Origin of the sequence: Streptomyces sp. NEAU-YJ-81 (genome assembly GCF_017592595.1) — a bacterium.
Taxonomy (GTDB): domain Bacteria; phylum Actinomycetota; class Actinomycetes; order Streptomycetales; family Streptomycetaceae; genus Streptomyces; species Streptomyces hygroscopicus_B.
The window spans coordinates 1-20,619 of record NZ_JAGFNO010000040.1; the positions used below are offsets into that span (position 1 = coordinate 1).

Here is a 20,619-nt window from a genome sequence, read left to right on the forward strand (position 1 = left end):
TCCAAGCTCCAACGGCTGCACGCCGACAAGGCTTACGATCTTCCTGACCTGCGACAATGGCTGCACAGCCGACACATCGGCGTCCGCATCGCCCGCAAAGGAATCGACTCAAGCGAGCGACTGGGCCGCCGAAGGTGGGTGATCGAGCGCACGATCTCCTGGCTCACCGGCTACCGTCGGCTGTCACCCCGTTACGAGCGTCACCCACGCAACTACCTTGCCTTCCTCGGCCTCGCCGCCGCCCTCTGCTGCTACAAACGCCTCCTCAAACTGACCATGTAGGACACGGTGTAAGTCTGGCGAGTTGCGAGGAGAGTTGGCCGTAGGCTTGGCCCACGCACTACGTGTCTCCTCGCTCATTCGCAAAGGGCAGCAGTAGCTCACCAGTCCTGAGTCCGTGCCTCCCACCTTCGGCGCCGACCTCTGCCATGGCTGCCTGGCAAAGGTGGCGGAGCCAGCGGCGTCTGCCGCCGAGATGCCCAGTGGGTCCTCGAGCGCGCCAAGCTCGCGGACGGTGTGTGCCAACTGGGGCGCGGTCACCGACGAGGGCCTTACTCTCGCATGAAGAGACGCTATTCGCTCGGCCGGCTCCTGACCAGGCGACAGGTGTCACGGCGAACCAGGCTTAGGCAGTTTCGTTTTGATCATCGGGCGGACCGGATGAAGAGCGTCTGCGGCGATCCGGAATCGGTGCATGGCGTCGTGATCTCCGGCCAGGCACAGGCGGACAACGACCTGCCGAAGCCGTCCATACAGTCGTTCCACCCCAAGCCCGCGGGTGCGCGTCTGTACGCCGACTCCCTTGAGAAGACACTCAAGGACGAGTAACACCTCATCGTGTGGAAACCGTGGGGTCCTGCGTACGGTACGCAGGACCCCACAGCCTCTGGAAAGTGTGGAATGAAACATGTCCCGAGCGGTACAGCCCCTCAAGGGAGCGGCAGTCACAGCTGTGGCGGTACTCGTATGCCACCTCATCCTCAGCGCCGGTTAGGCCACCGCACGGGCCCAGAAACGCGCAAACTCCGACGACTCATGGATAAGCGATGAAATCCACCTGGTCACATTCGTGGGGATCTTACTCGTCATGCCGCTGCTGCCGTGGGCAGGCATGCGCATACTCGGCGAAAGGGACAACTACCTGCTGATCATAGTCGGCAGTCTGCTCTGGTTGGTCGGAGCCGGATTCAACCTCAGCCACCTGAAGTACACGCCAGGCGGCCACCTACCGGTGCCGCTGCTCGCGGGCATGGTGGCCGTCGGGGCCCTTTTGGCTCCCGCTTCGCGGCTCTTCCGTTGACCACAGGAAGGTCGTATGACCGTCATGGGTGTACCCCGGGCAGGCGCATCAGCGCCGTGGGCATGAGCAGCCGGCCGAGCTTCCGCTACACGTACGGCTTCGATATCGAGCACATCGACATCCTCCGCAGTCCTGATCCCAACGCCGTCATCGGCACCCGGCTCTTCATCGCCACGGCCAGGCCCAGATGATGGCGACACAGGGAGGGGAGGACAGACAGCGACGGGACCCGACGCCGTTCACGCCAGCGCTGCGTCGGGCCGCGCTCAGCGCGCCCTGTATGCCGACTGCGCCAGCAGGTGTCTGAGCTTGGCGACGGCCTGGGGAGAAAGGGTCCCGTACGCGTCCCTCTCCTGTCAGCGACGTGTGGCAGTTTCCCGGACGGTGTGTGTCGACGTTGGTTCTGCTTGAGTCAGGGAGAGCTGTTCACGTAGCGGACCAGCCACGTGAGCATGGCGTCGAGGTCCTCGGCGGCCGCGAGGACTTTGCTGACAGCTTCAGGAGTGTGGAGCCAGTCGTCGCAGCCGAGGGGTTGGGCAGCGATCAGTGAGCGGTGGCGCAGCAGGTCCGTGCGGGAGTGATCGGACGGATAGCCCCGTGGGGGGCGCTTCATCACGTCCCCGGAGATGTCGTAGCCCTTTGCCCTCAAGTCATTGATGATGGCCGAGAGTTCGTGGCCGCTTCCCTCGGCGGCGACGGCCTTGCAGAACATGGTGACCTGGCCAGGGGCGGGATACCACCAAGCGCCTTGGATCCGCAGGCCGTCCAGGTCGAACCGCAGACTGATCTCGATCTTGTGGCCGAGCCGGATCACCGCGCCTTGATGTTGCCACCACCAGGAGTTGGTGCGGTAGTGCCAGACAGAGAAGTCCTCGTACCGGGGATCTACGTCTGCCACATCATTGAGCAGCGCGATCATCGGCTGCCGGACGAGACGTTCGCGATCCGCGCGGTACTGCTCGCGCACCGCGTGTGATGGCTCGCCCTGCAGGTGCAGCAACACGTCGATGGCTCGTTCCGGCCAGCCGGTGAACCGTCCGCTCATGCGGGCACCATAACCCACCAACCCACCCACGATCCGTACAAGGACGTGGCGGCGGGCCAGGAGGAGCAGCTCCACACGTGTGAGGGGTGTTGCGGCGGATCAGCGGCAGGGCAGTGCGGGAGAAGGCGCCCACCAAGCTCTACGCGTGCCACTCCCTCACAAGTCCCCATCGAGGCCGGGGGCTTCTCGAGCCCTGCGCGGTCGGCCTGCAACTCTCAGGAAGGAGAGGCCGTGCTGGGCTCAGCCGTACCAGCGGCCGCGGCCGGGTTGGCAGCCGAGTACAAGACGGACCTCTGCTGCTTGGTGCGGTGAGCTTCGCCCTTGGCGACGAGTGACTCGAGAGTGCTGCGCACGACCGTGGCCTTGATCTCGCGGTCCGGAAGGGCCTGGGTGAGGGCGGAGGTGATCTCGGCTGCGGAGCGCGGTTCACGGTGCTGGGTGAGGTCACCGTGGATGAGGTCCCGGAGGGTGGGCGCACCCGCTGCTCGCACCCGCTTGGTGCGGTTCCCGCCCGACTCCGTCCCCTTCCGCCTGCCGTTGGCTGTGTCGGTCTTCTTCGTCGGCTTACGTGTCGCCGGCCGGTCCGCGGACTTCCGTGCAGCGGATGCACCATTCTCGGAGCCGCTGACGCCGGTGTTCTCCGGAACGTCACCGGAGGCTTCGTCGCCAAGGCTCTGTCGCATGCCGAGCAGCAGCGTTCGGTTGTTTTCCAGCACCAACAGCTGCTGCTGTAGTGCCGTGATCTCGGAGGTGAGACGTTCGTGGTCGGCGGAGTTGCGTTCGAGATCGGTATTGATCTGTGCCGCGTATTGGGACTTCAGATTGGTGTTGTCGGCAGAGGTGTCCACCACAAGCTCCCTCGTCTGGGGCGTTTTCATGTTGGTGGTGGATGGTACCTCTGCGCGACGGCTACGCGGCTACGAGTTTGAGCGGGCAGGTGTGTAGGTGATCCGGGTGTCGCGGCAGCCAGCTACGAGATCGGAGAGCGCGGTTACTTCGCCCGGGTCCGCTGAGAGTCCCCAGCGGGACTTCGCCACGGTCCATTCCTCGATGTACCGGCAGAGTGCTCCCGGATCGGAGGGAAGCCACTGGTTGGGATCCTGATCGGACTTGGAACGGTTCTCCCGAGCGCTCACCGTGGCCAGAGACCTGGTGTCGCCCACATCGTTGGCGTAGTCCTGGCGTTCCTGGGCCGACCAGGTGGAGGTGCCGCTGTCCCAGGCTTCGGCGAGCGGCACCATGTGGTCGATGTCCAGGCCGAGGGTGCCTTCGCCACGGGCAGTGCGTCAATGGCTTCCCGCAGCGTGGTGGTGACCGTCCCATTGGGTGCTGCTGGGCGCCACGGGACCGGGCAGGGTCACGACCGTGGCAGCGAGCGTGAGAACGGTGGATCTGATGTGCAGCCGCATGGGCGTCGCCCCTCCTGTTTGAACCATCCGGGGCAGCAACTACCGGGACCGGGCAGAGCGATACGTGACAGACACATCAAGGACCGCTCGAGAACACGAGAAAGAGGCCCTTGAGGGAAATCGGCAGGCCCTGCAGCGACGGCAACTGTTCCACTGACCAACGTGATCCACAGCAGCCCGGCGGCTGCTGTGGGTGCAGGCGGCCCGGATCAGTGGCAGCGGCGCCCCGGCGGCCCCGGCGCCGCTGCCACTGGACCGCGATTCGGTGACCGACCTGACCGTGCGAGTCCGGGACGGGGCACTCCGGTGGACCGCGCCCGACGACGGCCAGTGGGCGGTGATCTCGTACTGGGAGCGCGGCTCCGGGCAGCGGCCCGAGGGTCCCGCCCACACCTCCCCGCTCGCCTACGTCGTCGACCACTTCAGCGCCGCCGACACCCGCGCGGTCATCGATTTCTGGGAGCGCCGCATCCTCACCCGCCGGGTTCGCGAGCTGCTGCGGCGGGCCCGGGGCGCGCTCTTCGAGGACTCCCTGGAGATCGAGACGGATGCCACGCTGCGGACCCCCGGCCCGGCGGAGGAGTTCGAGCGGCGCATAGACCGCCCCATCTGGCCGCGGTGGTCGAGAAGGACGAGAAGTACGTCTTCATGTCGGCGCCGCCACCGACAAGGCGGTGCGCCGCGACCACATGCAGGTGACCACCGACCTCTATCTGGAACACCACCTGCTGCCGCTGCGCGACTGGGCCCACTCGCTGGGCCTCGCCCTGCGCGCTCAGCCGTACGGCCTGGAGACGGACGCGATCCACAGCGTCTCGCTCCTGGACATCCCCGAAGGCGAGTCCCTCGGTTTCAAGAACCTCGACGATTTCCGCTGTCTGGCCGACGGCCGGGACATGGGCGACGGGCGGGTACTGTTCCAACGAGGCGGGCGCCACGGTGGGCGGCGCGTACACCACCACCTGGGACGCCACGCTGCGCAAACTGGTCACCCAGTACTGCGCGGGCGTCAACCAGGCCGTGATACACGGCTTCGGCTACGCGACGGCGCCCGGCGCCACCTGGTCCGGCTTCGCGGCCTTCTCCCCGTACCACGGCGGCCCCGGCTACGGGGAGGCATGGCGGCCGCGCGCCCCCGCCTGGCGTCATGTGCCCGACGTGGCCGGGTACCTCGGCCGGATCCAGGGCGTGCTGCAGACCGGTACCCACGCGTCGACGTGGCCGTGCTGCGCCAGAAGGGCTACGCGGGCTCCGGGCTCGGCGCGCCCTGGTTCACGTCCGACGGGGTGCCGCTGGGCTGGACGCACACCTTCCTCAGCCCCCGCTCGCTCGGCCTGCCCGGCGCCGTGGTGCGGGGGCCGGCGGCTGGCGCCGGACGTCCCGCCTTCAAGGTCCTGGTGTTGGAGGGCGACGTCATGATCGGACGCGAGCGCACCCTGGAGCTCGAGACTGCCCGCAGGCTGGTTGAACTGGCCGAGGACGGCCTGCCGATGATCGTGGTGGGGGACTGGTCGGAGGGCATGTGCCTGGACTGCCGGGGGAGGGCGACGGCGCACCGTTGCGCGCCCTGATCGCCCAGCTGCTCGCCGTCCCCGGAGTGCTGGGCGTCGCCGACCGGCCCGACATCCCCGCGGCCCTGGGCGACCTGGGCATCCGGCCCGATGTGGCCTACGCGGCGCGCTCGCCGCTGCTGCACGCCCACCGGGCGGCGCGGGACGTGGCCTACCACTTCTTCGCCAACGGCTCGGCGACCGAGGCGGTGGACCACGAGGTCGCCATCGCCTCGCCCTGGGCGAAGGCCACCCCGTACGCGCTCGACGCCTGGACCGGTGAGGTCGGGCCGGTCGCCGTCCACCGCTGCGACGGGGGCCGGGTCACGCTGCGGATGACCCTGGTGCCCGAGGCCACCGCGCTCGTCGCGCTCGCCCACGGCGTCGGGCCCGTCCACGCGATCAGCACCCATGCCGAGGCGGCGTGCTTCACGGACGGTGTCCTGGAGGTGGTGGACATCCGCCCCGGCGCTCGCGAGACCATGCTGAGCGACGGCCGGAAGGTCCTCGCGCGGATCGGTGAGCTGCCCGCGCCGCTGGTCCTGGGCTGGTGGTCACTGCGAGTGGCGGACTGGCGGCCGGGCAGCTCGCCCGACCGCCATGTCACAGTGGACCACCGGCTGGACCTGGGCGCCCTCGCGGCGTGGCCGGACATCCCCGGCCTGGAGGACGTCTCCGGCGTCGGGCGCTACCGCACCACCGTGCGGCTGGGGCGTGGCTGGACCGGAACCACCGGTGCCCGGCTCGAACTGGGAGAGGTCTTCGACACCTGCCGGGTCACCGTCCACGGCACCGCGCTGCCGGGTCACCGTCCACGGCACCGCGCTGGGCCCCGTGGACCAGGTGACGGGCGTGGTGGACCTCCAGAGCCTGCTGCGGCACGGCGAGAACATCATCGAAGTCGAGGTGGCCACCACGCTGCTGAACCGGTTGCGCACCGTCCGCCCCGCGGAGTTCGGCGCCGCCAAGCGGCAGCGGTACGGCCTGATCGGGCCGGTCCGACTGGTGCCCTACGGACGGGCCGTGGTGTCCGACGGCTGAGCGACCGCGGCCCGGGGCGGCTGAAGCGCGCTCCAGAAAGGCATGGTGAGGCGGGCTCGCGTTGCCATGGGCGTTATTGGCGCGGGTTCTGTCGTCGCTGCCGGCGGACCGGGCCGCATAGCGCGTGGTGTTCATAGCCGGTTGGTCACGGGGTGTGGGAACCATGTGTGTTCCATGGGCCCCTTCACATATGTCCCGGCGAGACATGAGTCTCACTGAATCATATGTCCCATGGGGACGTGTGCGGGTTATGGTGAAGCCATGACGGCGACGACGCTTCACCACGGCGGCATGGCCCCGACGGAGGACCGCAGGCAGCGAAAGGCCCGACGGACCCGGGAGGCGATGGCGGCCGCGGCGCTCGACTTGATCCTGGAGCGTGGTCTCACGGCGGTCACCGTCGAGGAGATCGCCGAGCGTGCCGACGTCACCCGCCGCACTTTCAGCCGCCACTTCAACGGCAAGGAGGACGCGGCCCTGGACGCCACCCGCGCCGACGGCGTCCGTATCAACGCCGCCCTGCGCGCCCGTCCGGCCGACGAGCCGCCATTGCTCGCCTACCGCAATGCGGTCGGGGAGTGGCTCACCGCCCGTGAGGCGTTGGGCCCGGCTGCCGCCGAGCGGTGGCGCGCGCTGCTCCGGCTCGTGGACACCGAGCCGGCGCTGTTCGCCGCGTACGAGCGGATCCGGGTCGACGCACAGGGCGAGTCCGTGGCGATCATCGCCGACCGGCTCGGCACGGACCCCGCACGGGACCTGCTCCCGGCCGTCGTCGTGGGGGCCGCTGCGGGGATGCTCACCGCGGCCCTGTGCGGCTGGGCGCGCGAGGAGCACCGGGACGCCGGGGGCCTCACCGGATGGGTGGACCGGGCCTACGACGCGCTCACCGATCAGATCGGCTCTGGCCGGGGCTGATCGTGTCCGGCAACGGCCGTGTCCGCCGTCTGGGCTCCTTGCGGGGCAGCCGTGCCGAGTTCATCGAGGTGCTCGGCCTGGCCAGGGCGGATGTCCTCTCCGCCCACACCGAGCCCTTCCCCTCGACGAGGCACCGCTCGCCCCACGAGCGGCTGCCCGCCGGATAGATCGACGGCCGCGCCGTGATCGTGCCCAACGGCTGATCCTCCCCGGCTTCATCCCGAAGAAAGTGAGTACCGTGAGCACCACAGAACCCGCCGAGTACGCCACCGAGTTCGCCGGCAAGACCGCACTCGTCACCGGCTCCGCCTCGGGCATCGGCCTCGCCATCGCCCACCGGCTGGGCTACGGCGGCGCCCGCCTCGTCATCGCCGACTACAACCTGGAAGGCGCCGAGAAGGCCGTCGAGCGGATGGAGGCGGAAGGCCTCACGGCCGCCGCGGTGCGCGTGGACGTAGCCGACCACACCTCGGTCGAGGCCGCCGTGCGGTTTGCTGTCGACACTTTCGGCGCCCTGCACCTGGCGGTGAACAACGCGGGCATAGGCGCCGACGGCATGCCCGTCGGCGAGCACGACATCGAAGTCTGGAACCGGGTCGTCCGCACCGATCTGGACGGCGTCTTCTACTCGATGCGTTACGAGATCCCCGCCATGCTGGCCGCCGGGGCCGGCGCCATCGTCAACGTCGCGTCCATCCTCGGCTCGGTCGGCTGGGCGGGCTCCTCCGCCTACGTCGCCGCCAAGCACGGTGTCGTCGGACTGACCAAGTCCGCCGCGCTGGAGTACGCCGACAAGGGCGTCCGCGTCAACGCGGTCGGCCCCGGCTTCATCGAGACACCGGCGCTGAAGGCCATGGACCAGGACGCCTACGCCGGCCTCACCGCGCTGCACGCGACCGGCCGGCTGGGCCGCCCCGAGGAAGTCGCCGACCTGGTCGCCTTTCTCCTCTCCGATCGCGCGTCCTTCATCCACGGCAGCTACCACCTGGTCGACGGCGCCTACACCGCCCGCTGAGCCGGAGTGGAGAGGCCACCCGCCCGCCGTGGTCTCCGCGGCAGGCGTGGTGGCGGACCGGCGGCAGCGGCTCGGCCGGGGGACCGCTTCCACTATGTCGGCGTGGGGGTCATCGTCGGCGCGTTCGTCCTGGTGCGCGCGGTACTTCTTTGGCGTTCGGCGGCTGGTCGAGTGGCCACGCCGAGCAGGTCCGAATCCTGCTGAGCGCGACACGCTCCGCCGGGGCCCTGCAAAGTGAGACCTTGCTTGGCATTGTCGCGGCAGCGGCAGGGGTCGTTGGCGCAGCTATCGGCGCTGGTGGAGTGGTAGCAGCTGCTTCACCATGCGGTGTGTCCGGTCGCGCTCGTCGCTCACGACTGATTCCGCGGCCCTATGGCTGGCGCCCTCGGGGCACTGCCACATCCAGCTACTGCGGGGGATGCTCCTACGCGGCGGGCTGCGCGCCCACATCCGGCCGAAGGGGGGTGTGCGGTTTCCTACCCCCCGCGGGTATATTGGCGGTCCCCTGGCAGGGAGCGTGGGTGGAAGCGATGACCGTGCGGAAAGTCCGGTTGACCCGCACCCATAGTGGTGCCGTCCGCTGGGCTCGTGCTGTCGCCATCGCCCTGTTCTTGGTGATCGCCGTTCTGGTGCACCATCAGGCGATCTCGGTGATGACCTCTACTTCGCCGGATGCTTCGCGCGCGATGGCCGCCATGGCTATGCCCATGGACTCCGCCGAGCACGGGGCCCACAAGGGCGCCGCACCAGCCGCCCCCGACGCTCCGGCGGGCTCTGTGGCCACGCGGCCGGTACTCCAGGCCGATCCGGTCATGTACGGGTACGGGAAGATGGCGTGCGGCGGTGCGGGCGTCGAACACTGTTCCGCCTTCAGTGTCGACACGCTGAAGCTCACGGCGCCGCCTGCGATGTCGTACGCCGAACGCGACGCCGCCCCGGACGCAGTCGTCTCCGAGCGCGGTTCCTCCGGCACGGCGGAGCGGGCACCGCCCGACCTGCTTTCCGTCCTTTCTCGTTTGCGCATTTAGGCCGCGCCCCATGGCATCCATGCCCCGGCGACGGGGCGAGGAGCCATGTCCGCATGTGACCTGAATGGCATATCGAGACAAGGACACCACTACTGTGAACAGCATCAATCGCCGATCCATTCTGCTGGCCGGACTGGGAGCGGCCGGCGCTGGTGCGCTCGCCGCCTGCAACAACGCCTCCGGCTCCGGCGGCACCCCCGGTCTGGTCAGTCCCTCCGGCTCCGCGGTCGCTCGCGTGGAGAAGAAGCGCCCGTCCGTCGGCAAGGTGATGAAGCGAAGCCTGACTGCCACACCCGTCAGGCTCGACCTGGGCGGCGGCGTCATGGCGAGGACCTGGGCCTTCGACGGGCAGGCCCCGGGTAAGGAGATCCGACTCACGGCCGGGGACATTTTGGCCGCCGAGCTGAACAACCAGCTGCCGGGCAGGACCACCACATCCATTCACTGGCACGGCCTTGCCCTGCGCAACGACATGGACGGCGTCCCTCCGGCCACCCAACAAGCGGTCCGCGCCGGATCGACCTTCACCTACCGCTTCATCGCCGACGCACCGGGCACGTACTTCTTCCACCCCCACGTCGGCGTCCAGCTCGACCGCGGCCTGCACGCCCCGCTGATCGTCGAGGACCCAAAGGAACCGTTGTCCTACGACGATGAGTGGGTCGTTGTCCTCGACGACTGGCTCGATGGCGTCACCGGCACCCCGGACGAGGCATTCGCGGAGCTCAAGCAGGGCATGGGCGGGATGGACCACGGCGGTATGAGCGGTATGGGCGGCAGCAGCCCCAGCTCTGAAAGCTCGGGTGGCCACGATATGGGCGGCATGGACACGAGTCCGTCGCCATCCCCTTCGGACTCCGCTGACGGCATGTCGATGAAGTTCATGCTCATGGGTGCCGACAGCAGGCTCCTCGGTGGCGATGCGGGGGATGTGAAGTACCCGTACCACCTGGTCAACGGCAGGGTCCCGCAGGACCCGGACGTCTACACCGGCAAGCCGGGCAAGCGAGTGCGGCTGCGGATCATCAACGCGGGCTCGGACACCGCGTACCGGGTGGCGCTGGGCGGCCACAAGCCGACCATCACCCACACCGACGGGTACCCCGTCGAGCACCGTCAGACTGACGCGCTGCTGATCGGCATGGGAGAGCGCTACGACGTCCTGGTCACCCTCAAGGACGGTGTCTTCCCCCTGGTCGCGCTGGCCGAGGGCAAGAAGGCGAGCGCCATGGCGCTGATCCGTACCGGTTCGGGCAGCAAGCCGTCCCCGACCGTCCGCCCCAAGGAGCTGGACGGCCTGATCACGAGCGCGGCTCAGCTGCGCGTCGCAGACGATGTGCGGCTGTCGTCGAAGAAGGCGGACCGGGTCCACCGCATCGAGCTGACCGGTGGGATGGGCAAGTACAACTGGGCCATCAACGGTGCGAGGTTCGACATGGACAACCCTGACGCGAGTCCGCTGCGTGTCGAAGAGGGTCAGCGGGTGCGGCTGGACTTCGTCAACACCACCGACATGTGGCACCCCGTGCACCTCCACGGCCACACGTACCAGATCGGCAGTACGGGTCCGCGCAAGGACACCACCATCGTGCTGCCCAAGAAGAAGGTGTCCGTCGTGTTCGACGCGGATAACCCCGGACAATGGCTGTTGCACTGCCACAACGCCTACCACGGCGAGGCGGGGATGATGGCACTGGTGGCCTACCAGTCCTGATCGCAGACGTCTGCCCACCCAGGGACGGGCCCGCGAAGGGGCGGACTCGTCCCCGAGCCGACGCCGTGGCAGGCGACTGGCCCCCGGCAGTTCGGCGTCAGTTCGTCTGGAGCATCTTCTGGGCGATTTCAGCGGTCTGGGTAATGACGATGCGGTTGGCGAGTGCCATGGCGGCGCCGTGGGAACCGTGCTTCTTCTCGGTTTTAGCCGTCTGGTTCGGGGTCCTCGCGAAGGAAGTCGGTGAGGCGGGACAGAGTTTCGGTGGCGTTGTGGATGCTGTCCGGGGTGAGTGCGGGCACAGGGTTCCTCATCAGGGGGGCGCCGTCGGCGTGGACGCTGCGGCGGGCCTTGCGGGAGGCGGCACGTACGGCCTTCAGACCTGTTCCGTGAGCGGCACAGACCGCGCGAGTCGGTTCCGCAGCATCTGGGGGATACGGCGGGGGACCGCCGCGTCCGGCCAGGCCGAGGGCGGGTCTCGAACCAGATGGTGCAGTGCAGCTCGTTGCAGCGGGTGGGGACGGGCGGGGTGTGTCACCGAGCGGGGCCCCGCCCACTGCTCTCCGGTAGGTTGCGGCGGGAAACTCAACTGCCTTTGAAGGACATCCGACATGAGCACGTCGAAGCTGGTCGAGGTCCCACAACCCCTGGCCGCGTCGTACGCCAGAAGCTTCGGCGAGGAAGGGATGGCCTGGAACTCCGCACTGCCGGCTCTCGCTGCTGAACTGCTGGACCGCTGGGAGCTGAAACGGGACGGCGCGGCCGGAGCAGGAGAAGCCTCGCTGGTGCTGCCGGTGCTGCGTAAGGACGGCACGCGCGCGGTCCTCAAACTTCAGATGCCCAGGGAGGAGACCATCGCCGCGCTCACCGGGCTGCGCACCTGGGACGGCGAGGGGATGGTGCGGCTGCTCGACCACGATCCCGAGAGCAGCACCATGCTCCTGGAACGGCTGGACGGTGCCCGCACGCTGACCTCGATCGAGGACGACGACGTTGCGATGGGCATCCTTGCAGAGCTTCAGGCGCGGCTGGTCCGTCTCCCCGCGCCGCAGGGGCTGAGGAGCCTCGGCGACATCGCCACCGAGATGCTGGAGCAGGTTCCGCGCACGGTCATGGCTCTGGCTGACCCGGCCGACCAGCAACTCCTGCGGGGCTGGGCGTCGGCCGTGGCCGAACTGGTCGGCGAACCCGGCGACCGCATGCTGCATTGGGATCTGCACTACGACAACGTGCTCGCCGCGGAACGCGAGCCGTGGCTCGGCATCGATCCCGAGCCGCTGTCCGGGGATCCAGGATTCGACTTGTGGCCCGCCCTGGACAGCCGGTGGGAGGACGTCGTCGCGAAGGGCGACACTCTGCGCATAGTGCGGCGCCGCTTCGACCTGCTCACTGAGGTCCTCGGCCTGGACCGTGCACGTGCGACTGGCTGGACGCTGGGGCGGCTGCTGCAGAACGAGCTGTGGGACATCGAGGGCGGTGCGACCGCCCTCGCCCCGTCCTCCGTCGCCATTGCGGAGTCGCTGTCGAACCGGGGCGCACTGGCGAGTGCAACCCCGGATCCGGCCGCCACGGAGGCTCGTCCGGTGCCTCGCGGCTGACCGTGCGCGCCGGGAAACCGGCTTTTAACCGACCAGCAATTGCTGGGACACGGGTGCGGGCGAAGGTAATTGGCAACTGTTGACAGAACCTCCTGACCTAGGAGAACGCCAGTTAGGGAGCCCCATGAGACCTCGATACCGACGAATGGCGGCCGCTTGTACGGCCGTCGTCATGGCCGCGTTGTCAGCCTGCGGCGGATCCAAGACGGCGGGCGCACCGAACGCCGTCGTCGCCCCACCGAAGAACCTCGTCTCATCCGGCACCCTGACCTACGGCACCGCGGCGACCTTCCCGCCCTTCGAGTCCAAAGCGGTGGGCGGTGATCTCGAAGGCTTCGACATCGACATGGTCAAGGCCCTGTCGCAGTCCATGGGGCTGCGGCCGAAGCCGATGGACATGGACTTCGACGGCCTCATCCCGGCGCTGTCCGGTAAGCGGACCGACATCATCAATTCGGCCATGTACATCACGCCCGAGCGGGCCAAGAAGGTCGACTTCGTTCCGTACCTGGTCATCGGCGAGGCGCTGCTGACGCGGCCGGGCAACCCGAAGAAGATCACCCGGATTCCCGGGGATCTGTCCGGGAAGACCGTTGCCGTCACCCGCGGTGCCATCGGCGAGACTTATATGGAGCAGTACAACAGCGCGTTGAAGAAGCAGGGCCTCGGCGCGATGAAGATCATGACCCTGCCGAACAACCAGGACGCCATGCTGGCCGTCCGCTCCGGCAGGGCCGACGCCTTCGATACCTCCACCCCCGGTGCCGCGGCCATCCTCGGCAAGACCAAGGGCGCGTTCTCCCTGGCCGCCACCTTCAAGAACGAGACGAAGATCGGCATAGCGGTCCGCAAGGGCGATACGGCCACCGCCTCCGCCATCAAGAAGGCGCTGGCCAGATGGGTGAAGTCCGGCGACTACCGCTCGCTGCTGTCCACGTACCGGCTGCCGAAGGAGTCGGACTACTTCTCCGGGTCCGGAGGCTCGTCCTCCCCGGCCTCGCCGAGCGCTGCCGGGGGCTCGTAAATGACCTTCCTCGACAAGGCGTTGTCCAGCGACTTCTTCAACGCCTCGCTGCTGACCTTCGAGCTGACCGTGCTGTCGATGGCGCTCGGGGTCGCCGGGGGCGTACTCCTGGCCCTGGTCAAGGGCGGACCGCTGGCCCCGCTGCGCTGGCTCGCGGACGGCTACATCTGGCTCTTCCGCGGTACGCCCGTACTGCTCCAGCTGATCTTCATCTTCAATGTGCTGCCGCTGTGGGGGCTGAACTTCTCACCGTTCGTCTGTGCCGTGATCGCGCTGAGCCTCAACGAGGTCGCCTATATGGCGGAGATCGTGCGGGGTGGTCTGCTGGGTGTGGACCGAGGGCAGCGCACTGCGGCGCGCATGCTCGGCCTGTCCGAGACGAAGATTCTGCGCTGGGTGGTGCTGCCGCAGGCGGCCCGGCTGATTCTGCCGCCCACCGGCAACCAGTTCATCGGGATGCTCAAGACGTCCGCGCTGGCGTCCGTGGTCAGCGTCCAGGATCTGATGCTCACCGCTCAGCGCCAGGCGGCGGCCGATTTCGACTACGCCGGGTCGCTCGGCGCGGCGGCCCTCCACTACCTCGTACTCACCACGGTGTTCACGCTCGCCGTCCGGCAGATCGAGCGGCGCCTCGATGTCACCCGGCGCGCCGCCGGGCGGCGCGCGAAGGCGCCCGTCGCTCCTGTGACCACGGCGGCCGTCGACCCGGCGGCCCGGTGAGAACTGTGCTCTCACGAGCCGTTGGCGGAACCAGAAAGGCCGGTGCCATGAACGATGCCATGAACACAGCGAAAGTCCCGGTCAGGCCCGCGGGTCCCACGCCGGTCGCCGGCTCCACGGCGGGCGGCGCCACCGCGACCGGCCCCATGGAAACCGGCTCCACCAAGCGCCGTACGGTCCTCGTGGCGCAGGGCGTCGGCCGCAGCTACCACGGCAAGGCGGTGGTCAGCGAGGTCGATCTGGCCGTCCCGGCCGGTCAGACCGTCGCTGTGCTGGGCCCCTCCGGGGCGGGCAAGTCCACCATGCTGCGCTGCCTGGCCGGGCTGGAGCCGATCCAGACCGGCAGCGTGGGCTTCCAGGGTGAGCTGCTGTCGAAGGCCGGAGCCAAACCGCGCGCGGTCGGCGGCCGGATCGGCATGGTCTTCCAGCAGTTCAACCTCTTCCCCCATCTCACCGCAGCACAGAACGTGGCCCTGGCCCCCGTCAAGGCCCGCCACACCCCCAAGCGGCAGGCCCACACCGAGGCCCGGGCGCTGCTGGAGCGGGTAGGCCTGCCGGAGCACTGCGACCACTACCCCTACGAACTCTCCGGCGGTCAGCAGCAGCGAGTGGCAATCGCACGGGCCCTGGCGATGCGTCCGGAGCTGATGCTCTTCGACGAGCCCACCTCAGCGCTCGACCCGGAATTCACCCGTGAGGTGCTCAGTGTGATGCGCGATCTGGCCGACAGCGGCATGACCATCATCGTGGTCACCCACGAGATGGGCTTTGCCCGGCAGAGCGCCGACCGGGTGGTGTTCATGGCCGAGGGACGGATCGTCGAGGACGGCCCGGCCGATACCGTCTTCACCACACCCCGGCACGGCCGCACCCGCCAGTTCTTCGACCAGATCCTCGGCGAGTGACCCCGTGACGACAAACCCCCCTCAGCGTCGGATCCCCCGGGTGCCCGCCGCCGTGCCGTGGAACCTGCGAAAACAGGACTGGGCCTACCAGAAACTGCGCGAGCACATCCTGACCGGCCGGCTCGCACCGGGCGAGAAGCTCAGCCAGGAGCGGCTGGCCGGTGAACTCGGCATCAGCCGCGGCCCCCTGCGCGACGCCCTGTCGCGGCTGGCCACCGAGAACCTGGTGGTCGACCGGCCGCACCAGAAGTGGACCGTCGCCGAGGTCTCGCTCGCCGACGCCCGCGACATCTACAACGGGCGCGCCGCCCTGGAGAGCATGCTGGCGGCGGCCGCCGCCCAGGCCGCGTCCGGCGAGCGCGATGCCCGGAACGCCGAACTCGCCCTCCTGGTGGAACAGCAGCGGGTCGCGGCCTCCATGGGCGATATGGCCCAGGTGCGGGCCATGGACCGGCAGTTCCACGACACCATCTACGCCCTCGCGGCCATGCCCGCCTCCATGGCGGCACTCAACCAGCTGCGCGCCAAGAGCGACCGTTACATCGCCCTCTACCTGGCGGACTCCGACCGGGCGCACACCTCGGTGGACGAACACACCCACATTCTCGACGCCCTCCTGGACGGCGACCCCGAGCAGTCGGCCACGCTCACCCGCGCACATGTCCTGGGCGGGCTGAGCCTGTTGACCGGGTCCCTCGAGAGGCAGCCCGCGACACTGTCCGACCGGCCCTGACCCGGCCCCACCCCTTTCCGTACGAGTGTGAGGATCCCCCTACCGTGATGAACGAGCCCGAGGCCATCAAACGCCTGTCCATGCCGGAGATGACCGGCCAGCTCGGGATGTCCCTGCGCGACGCCGAACGCGAACTGGAGAACGCCCCCGGACCCGGCACGCCGCTCGACGCCACCTACGCCGACACCCACCGCTTCCCGCCTCCCACCTGGGCGCTGCCGGCCTTCATCGAGGCCGCCGGCGGCAGCGGCATGACGTACACCCCCTACCGGGGCGACCGGGCCGTACGCGAGGCCGTCGCCCGGAACGTCTCCACCGTCCTCGGCATACCCGCCACCGGACCCGCCGACGTCATCCTCACCCCCGGCACCCAAGGGGCCCTGTTCACCGCGCTCGCCGCCATCCTCTCGCCCGGCGACCTGGTGCTGCTGCCCGACCCCGACTATCTGTCCACCGAGCGGATGCTGCGCTACTTCGGCGCCCGGGTGCGGCGGATCCCGATGATCTGGCCGGACGAGAGCGCGGGCGGTCCGCGCACCCGGCCGACCCTGGATCTGGAGGCGCTGGAGGAGGCAGCGGCCGAGAAGCCCCGGCTGATGGTCTTCTCGCACCCCAACAACCCCACCGGGGCGATCTACGGGGCGGAGACGGTCGCCGCGATCGCCGACGCGGCCCGCCGCCACGACTTCGCCGTGATCGCGGACGAGCTGTACTGCAGGCTGGTCTACGACGGCGAGGAGTTCCACCACCTCGCCGCCCTCGACGGCATGGCCGAGCGGACGGTGACCCTGCTCGGCCCGTCCAAGACCGAATCGCTGTCCGGCTACCGGCTCGGCGTCGCGGTCGCCCCCACCGCCCTGGTGGACGCCATGGAGGACGTCCAGTCCTGCACCGCTCTGCGCGCGCCGTCCTACGCCCAGCACCTGCTCACGCACTGGATCGCCGAGGACGGCGCCTTCCTCGACGAACGGCTGGTGGAATACCAGGCGCTGCGCGACGCCACCGTCAAGAAGATCAACGCCTCCTCCGTGATGCGGGTCAACTCCGCCTATGGAACGGCCTATCTGTTCCCCGAGATCCTGACCGGCGCGAGTGACCAGGCGGTGGCCCTCGCCCTGAAGGAGCACGCCGGGGTGGTCGTCAACCCCGGCTATCAGTTCGGCCCGGCGGGCACCGGCCGCATGCGGTTGTGCTTCGCCCAGGACGAGGCCGCCTGGGACGCCGCCCTCGACCGCGTCATCGAGGTCGTAGGCTCCGTGGCCCCGGCATGAGCGGCGGCCCACCGGCGGTGACCGGCGCGTGGTACGGAGTCGTCGGTCTGCCGCTGCGCCAGAGGCTGCGTCACACCACCGCCGACACCGGCGAACTGACGGAGGTCTTTCTCCACGTCCGGCTCGCGGACGGCCACACCGGGTGGGCCGAGACCCGGGGCAACGGTGAGTACGCCACCCACCGTACCGCCGACCAGATCGTCGCCGCCCTGGCGGCCCTGCCCGAGGCGGCGGACCCCGCCTGGCGGGACCCCTCCGCGCTGGCCACCGCGCTGGCCGCCCCCTGCCCGCCTGCCGCCTCGCTCCTGGACATCGCCTGGCGTGACGCCCTGGCGCGCTCCCGAGGCCTGCCGCTCTGGGCCACGCTGTCGACCGGCGGCGGGATACCGGGCCCGCTGCCCACCCACGCCCCCATCGGCTTCGGCACTCCGCGACAGGCCGCCGAACTGGCCGCCGTCGCCGCCGAGGCGGGCTTTCGCCGGGTCAAGGTCAGGGTCGGCGGCGACCCTGACCTGGACCGCGAACGGATGGCCCGGATCCGCCTGGCCGTGGACCGGGCGGCCGGCGACGGTACAGTCGCCCTGGCCGCCGACGCCAACGGCGGCTGGGACCCGGACACCGCCACCGCCGCCACGGCGTGGCTCGCCGACCTCGGCGTGGCCTGGCTCGAACAGCCCACCCCACCGGGCGATTTGACGGCGATGGCCACCGTGCGGGCTTCGGCACGGCTGCCCATCTGGGCTGACGAGTCGGTGCGCGACGCGGACTCGGTGCACGCCGTAGCCGACCTCGGGGCCGCGGACGGTGTGCATCTGAAACTGGAGAAGGCCGGTACCGTCGCCCAACTTGCCGCGGCCCTCGCCGCCGCCCGCCGCCGCGGCCTGGAGGTGGGACTCGGCCAGATGGACTGCGGGCGCCTGGGCTGCGCCACGACCGCGCATCTGGCGGCGGGTCTGGGAGTCGAGGTCGCCGAACTCTGGGGCTGCGCCAACGTCGAACGCGACGTCACCGACGGCGTCGAACTGCACCACGGCACCGTCCGGCTTCCCGATTCCCCGGGCCTGGGGGTACGGGTCGCGCTGGACCCGGAGGCGCTGACCCCGGTGGGCACCGTGCGCCTCGCGTCCGTACCGGCGCCGCCGTGACCGCCGCCGCCCGGCCACCAGGCACCCGGACACCGGGCCAGGTCCACGCACCCTCCACCGCCACTGGCGATCCCCGCACCGACCGAGCAAGGACGTACTCCCCATGACCTCCGTATCCGCCGCCTCCGGCACGCCCACCGCGCCGTATCCCGCCACCGATGTGCTCGGCCTGCTCACCGCCATGGTGGGATGCGACTCCACCACCCCGACCGGCGAGGAGGAGAGCACCGCCGCCCTGCTCGCCGACCACCTCGGCGCGGCCGGTTTCCACGTGGAAACCGAGCGCCTGGCCCCGGGCCGGGTCAATCTCACCGCGCGCCGCCGGTTCGGCGAGGGCGGCCCCGTGATCATGCTCAACTCGCACCTCGACGTGGTACCGGCGGGGGAGGGCTGGACATCTCCGCCGTTCCGGCCCACCGTCCGTGACGGCCGCCTGTACGGCCGGGGCACCGCCGACGCGAAGGGGCCGCTCGCCGCCATGGCCTGCGCGGCGATCGAGCTCGCCCGCCGGGCCGACGAGGACCTGGCCAGGTTGCGCGGCGAGATCGTCTTCTCCGCCGTCTCGCAGGAGGAGGGCGACTCCATGGGCGCCCGCCACCTGGTGCCCGCGCTCCAGCGCGAGGGTCGGCTGCCGGACGCCGTGATCGTCGGCGAGCCCACCGGTATGCGGCTGCTGACGGCGCACAAGGGGTCCGTCCGGCCGGTGATCGAGGTCGCGGGCGTGGCCGCGCACGCCGCCACCCCCGACCGGGGCGTCAACGCGGTGACCGCCGCCGCGCGGCTGATCCCCCTGCTGGAGCGCTACAGCGACTCCCTCGCGGCCGCCGGACACCCCTTGCTGGGACCGCCCACCTGCACCCCCGTGCTCATCGAGGGTGGCGAGGCACCCAACGCGGTACCCGAGCGCTGCCGGATCACCCTGGACCGGCGGCTGCTGCCCGGCGAGACACCTCAGTCTGTACTCGAGGCGGTCGGCGCGGTCCTCGCCGCGTTCAACGCGGACGGGCACGGGGCCACCGCCTCCGTGGTGGAGTGCGCGCCCAGCACCGGCGGCCCCTCGGAGACCCCGCAGGATCACCCCTTCGTCCGGCTGTGCCGCCGGGCGCTGGCCGCCGCGGGCGGCGACGACACGCTCGGCGGACTCACCGTGAACTGCGATATGACGCACTTCCGGGCGGCCGGTGTGCCCGCCCTGGTCTGCGGACCGGGCCGGCTCGACGTCATGCACGCCGTCGACGAGCACATCGCCATCGACGAGCTGGAGCGGTCCGTCGGCCTGTACCGGGCCGTCCTCGCCGAAGTGCTCGGCACCGCGGGAACGGAGCCGTGGTGGGACTGAGCATCGCCCTCGGCCAGGCGCCGAGCAACCCCGGCGACATCGCCGCCAATCTGGACCGGGCGGCAGGTCTGGTGGCCCGGGCGGCCGCCGCCGGGGCGCGCGTCCTGGCCCTGCCCGAGCTGTACGCCTGCGGGTACGACCCGGCGTCGATCGCCGCCGACCCCGCGGGGTGGTCCCTGACCACGCCCCCGGACGGCTCGGCGCCACTCCCCGGTACGCCGCTGGCACCGCTGGCCGCGGCGGCCCGCGAGGCCGGGGTGTGGGTGCTGCTCGGCGCCGCCGTGGCCACCATCGGGCGACGGCCGCACAACGGCGTCCTTGTCATCGATCCTGAAGGCAGGGCACGCGGCCACTACGCCAAGGCCCATCTGTGGGGCGAGGAGCGGCACGCCTTCGACCCCGGCCCCGGGCTGGTCGTCATCGAGGACGGCGGGATCTCGGTCGGTCTGGGGATCTGCTACGACGCAGGTTTCCCCGAACTGTCCCGCGCTTACGCGCTGGCCGGTGTGCACGCGGTGCTGTTCTGCTCCGCGTTTGCCACCGGGCCCACCGAGTACCGCTACGACGTGTACCACCCGGCACGGGCGGTGGAGAACACCGTCTTCACCCTGGTGGTGAACACGATCGGCGAGATCGCGGGCGAGCACTACTTCGGCCGCAGCGGGGGATGGACCCCACGGGGGCGGCCACTTATCGGCTGCGCCGGCGGCGAAGCCCTCTGCGTCGTGGACGTCTCGTCCGAGGAGACCGACCTCGCCCGGCGTGAGCTGCCCTATCTCACCGATCTCCGCACCGACCTGCTGGGCGGCCGCCTGGCGCCCCCAATCGCCCGGATCGCTCTTCGCGGCCCGGTCACCGCCTGACCCGTCA

22 protein-coding genes and 1 pseudogene are annotated in these 20,619 nt (G+C 69.9%); 20 read left to right on the forward strand and 3 right to left on the reverse strand.

Annotated features, from left to right (window positions below; all coding sequences use genetic code 11):
* The 4 genes from J5X86_RS44255 to J5X86_RS52230 form a co-directional block, all read left to right on the forward strand.
* Nucleotides 1–282, forward strand: a 282-nt coding sequence (locus tag J5X86_RS44255) for a transposase (protein ID WP_208522273.1), incomplete at its 5' end; no start/stop codon positions are given.
* A 378-nt stretch (nucleotides 283–660) separates the two neighbouring features.
* Nucleotides 661–828, forward strand: coding sequence for a hypothetical protein (locus J5X86_RS44260; RefSeq protein WP_208522274.1), 168 nt, complete (start codon nucleotides 661–663; stop codon nucleotides 826–828).
* Between the two features lie 259 nt (nucleotides 829–1,087).
* Entirely contained in the window at nucleotides 1,088–1,300 is a 213-nt protein-coding gene (locus tag J5X86_RS44265) for a hypothetical protein (RefSeq protein WP_208522275.1), read from the forward strand.
* 62 nt (nucleotides 1,301–1,362) lie between these two features.
* Nucleotides 1,363–1,491 carry a hypothetical protein gene (locus J5X86_RS52230; RefSeq protein WP_279595765.1) on the forward strand — a complete coding sequence of 43 codons (129 nt, stop codon included), beginning with the start codon at nucleotides 1,363–1,365 and terminating at the stop codon, nucleotides 1,489–1,491.
* A 221-nt stretch (nucleotides 1,492–1,712) separates the two neighbouring features.
* On the opposite strand, the gene J5X86_RS44270 is transcribed toward J5X86_RS52230, so the two are convergent.
* From J5X86_RS44270 to J5X86_RS44280, 3 genes are all read right to left on the reverse strand, one after another.
* A complete protein-coding gene (locus tag J5X86_RS44270) occupies nucleotides 1,713–2,345 on the reverse strand; it encodes a DUF2461 family protein (protein WP_243983070.1) in 633 nt (210 codons plus the stop codon).
* A gap of 215 nt (nucleotides 2,346–2,560) precedes the next feature.
* A complete protein-coding gene (locus J5X86_RS44275) occupies nucleotides 2,561–3,193 on the reverse strand; it encodes a hypothetical protein (protein ID WP_308124912.1) in 633 nt (210 codons plus the stop codon).
* Between the two features lie 69 nt (nucleotides 3,194–3,262).
* Nucleotides 3,263–3,586 carry an HNH endonuclease gene (locus tag J5X86_RS44280; protein WP_208522276.1) on the reverse strand — a complete coding sequence of 108 codons (324 nt, stop codon included), beginning with the start codon at nucleotides 3,584–3,586 and terminating at the stop codon, nucleotides 3,263–3,265.
* An 842-nt stretch (nucleotides 3,587–4,428) separates the two neighbouring features.
* Between J5X86_RS44280 and J5X86_RS44285 the strand changes: the two genes are divergently transcribed.
* The 16 genes and pseudogenes from J5X86_RS44285 to J5X86_RS44360 all read left to right on the forward strand — a co-directional run bounded on the left by J5X86_RS44285 (nucleotide 4,429) and on the right by J5X86_RS44360 (nucleotide 20,612).
* Nucleotides 4,429–5,325 (forward strand): hypothetical protein, encoded by an 897-nt coding sequence (locus J5X86_RS44285; protein ID WP_208522277.1) that lies wholly within the window; start codon nucleotides 4,429–4,431, stop codon nucleotides 5,323–5,325.
* On the forward strand, nucleotides 5,277–6,482 hold the full coding sequence (locus J5X86_RS44290; RefSeq protein ID WP_208522278.1) for a hypothetical protein: 1,206 nt from the start codon (nucleotides 5,277–5,279) through the stop codon (nucleotides 6,480–6,482). The genes J5X86_RS44285 and J5X86_RS44290 overlap by 49 nt, the downstream gene beginning before the upstream one ends.
* 124 nt (nucleotides 6,483–6,606) lie before the next feature.
* Entirely contained in the window at nucleotides 6,607–7,260 is a 654-nt protein-coding gene (locus J5X86_RS44295; RefSeq protein WP_243983072.1) for a TetR/AcrR family transcriptional regulator, read from the forward strand.
* Nucleotides 7,261–7,262: 2 nt separating this feature from the next.
* Nucleotides 7,263–7,427 carry a hypothetical protein gene (locus J5X86_RS44300; RefSeq protein ID WP_208522279.1) on the forward strand — a complete coding sequence of 55 codons (165 nt, stop codon included), beginning with the start codon at nucleotides 7,263–7,265 and terminating at the stop codon, nucleotides 7,425–7,427.
* Between the two features lie 62 nt (nucleotides 7,428–7,489).
* On the forward strand, nucleotides 7,490–8,275 hold the full coding sequence (locus J5X86_RS44305) for an SDR family NAD(P)-dependent oxidoreductase (RefSeq protein WP_208522280.1): 786 nt from the start codon (nucleotides 7,490–7,492) through the stop codon (nucleotides 8,273–8,275).
* A 521-nt stretch (nucleotides 8,276–8,796) separates the two neighbouring features.
* Nucleotides 8,797–9,303, forward strand: a complete 507-nt coding sequence (locus J5X86_RS44310; RefSeq protein WP_208522281.1) for a hypothetical protein — start codon at nucleotides 8,797–8,799, stop codon at nucleotides 9,301–9,303.
* Nucleotides 9,304–9,397: 94 nt separating this feature from the next.
* Nucleotides 9,398–11,017: a multicopper oxidase family protein gene (locus tag J5X86_RS44315; protein WP_208522282.1), complete on the forward strand. Its 1,620-nt coding sequence runs from the start codon at nucleotides 9,398–9,400 to the stop codon at nucleotides 11,015–11,017.
* 608 nt (nucleotides 11,018–11,625) lie between these two features.
* Nucleotides 11,626–12,537: pseudogene (locus tag J5X86_RS44320) on the forward strand (aminoglycoside phosphotransferase family protein); the annotation flags it as partial.
* Between the two features lie 247 nt (nucleotides 12,538–12,784).
* On the forward strand, nucleotides 12,785–13,636 hold the full coding sequence (locus J5X86_RS44325; protein WP_243983074.1) for an ABC transporter substrate-binding protein: 852 nt from the start codon (nucleotides 12,785–12,787) through the stop codon (nucleotides 13,634–13,636).
* Nucleotides 13,637–14,356 carry an amino acid ABC transporter permease gene (locus J5X86_RS44330; protein WP_208522285.1) on the forward strand — a complete coding sequence of 240 codons (720 nt, stop codon included), beginning with the start codon at nucleotides 13,637–13,639 and terminating at the stop codon, nucleotides 14,354–14,356.
* 146 nt (nucleotides 14,357–14,502) lie between these two features.
* Entirely contained in the window at nucleotides 14,503–15,261 is a 759-nt protein-coding gene (locus J5X86_RS44335; RefSeq protein ID WP_208522318.1) for an amino acid ABC transporter ATP-binding protein, read from the forward strand.
* Nucleotides 15,262–15,301: 40 nt separating this feature from the next.
* A complete protein-coding gene (locus J5X86_RS44340; RefSeq protein WP_308124914.1) occupies nucleotides 15,302–15,994 on the forward strand; it encodes a GntR family transcriptional regulator in 693 nt (230 codons plus the stop codon).
* A 47-nt stretch (nucleotides 15,995–16,041) separates the two neighbouring features.
* A complete protein-coding gene (locus J5X86_RS44345; RefSeq protein ID WP_243983076.1) occupies nucleotides 16,042–17,265 on the forward strand; it encodes an aminotransferase class I/II-fold pyridoxal phosphate-dependent enzyme in 1,224 nt (407 codons plus the stop codon).
* Nucleotides 17,262–18,410: a mandelate racemase/muconate lactonizing enzyme family protein gene (locus J5X86_RS44350; RefSeq protein ID WP_208522288.1), complete on the forward strand. Its 1,149-nt coding sequence runs from the start codon at nucleotides 17,262–17,264 to the stop codon at nucleotides 18,408–18,410. Before J5X86_RS44345 ends, J5X86_RS44350 begins: the two co-directional genes overlap by 4 nt.
* Before the next feature lie 103 nt (nucleotides 18,411–18,513).
* Nucleotides 18,514–19,749 (forward strand): M20 family metallopeptidase, encoded by a 1,236-nt coding sequence (locus J5X86_RS44355; protein WP_208522289.1) that lies wholly within the window; start codon nucleotides 18,514–18,516, stop codon nucleotides 19,747–19,749.
* On the forward strand, nucleotides 19,740–20,612 hold the full coding sequence (locus J5X86_RS44360) for a carbon-nitrogen hydrolase family protein (protein ID WP_208522290.1): 873 nt from the start codon (nucleotides 19,740–19,742) through the stop codon (nucleotides 20,610–20,612). Before J5X86_RS44355 ends, J5X86_RS44360 begins: the two co-directional genes overlap by 10 nt.
* Nucleotides 20,613–20,619: the final 7 nt, after the last annotated feature.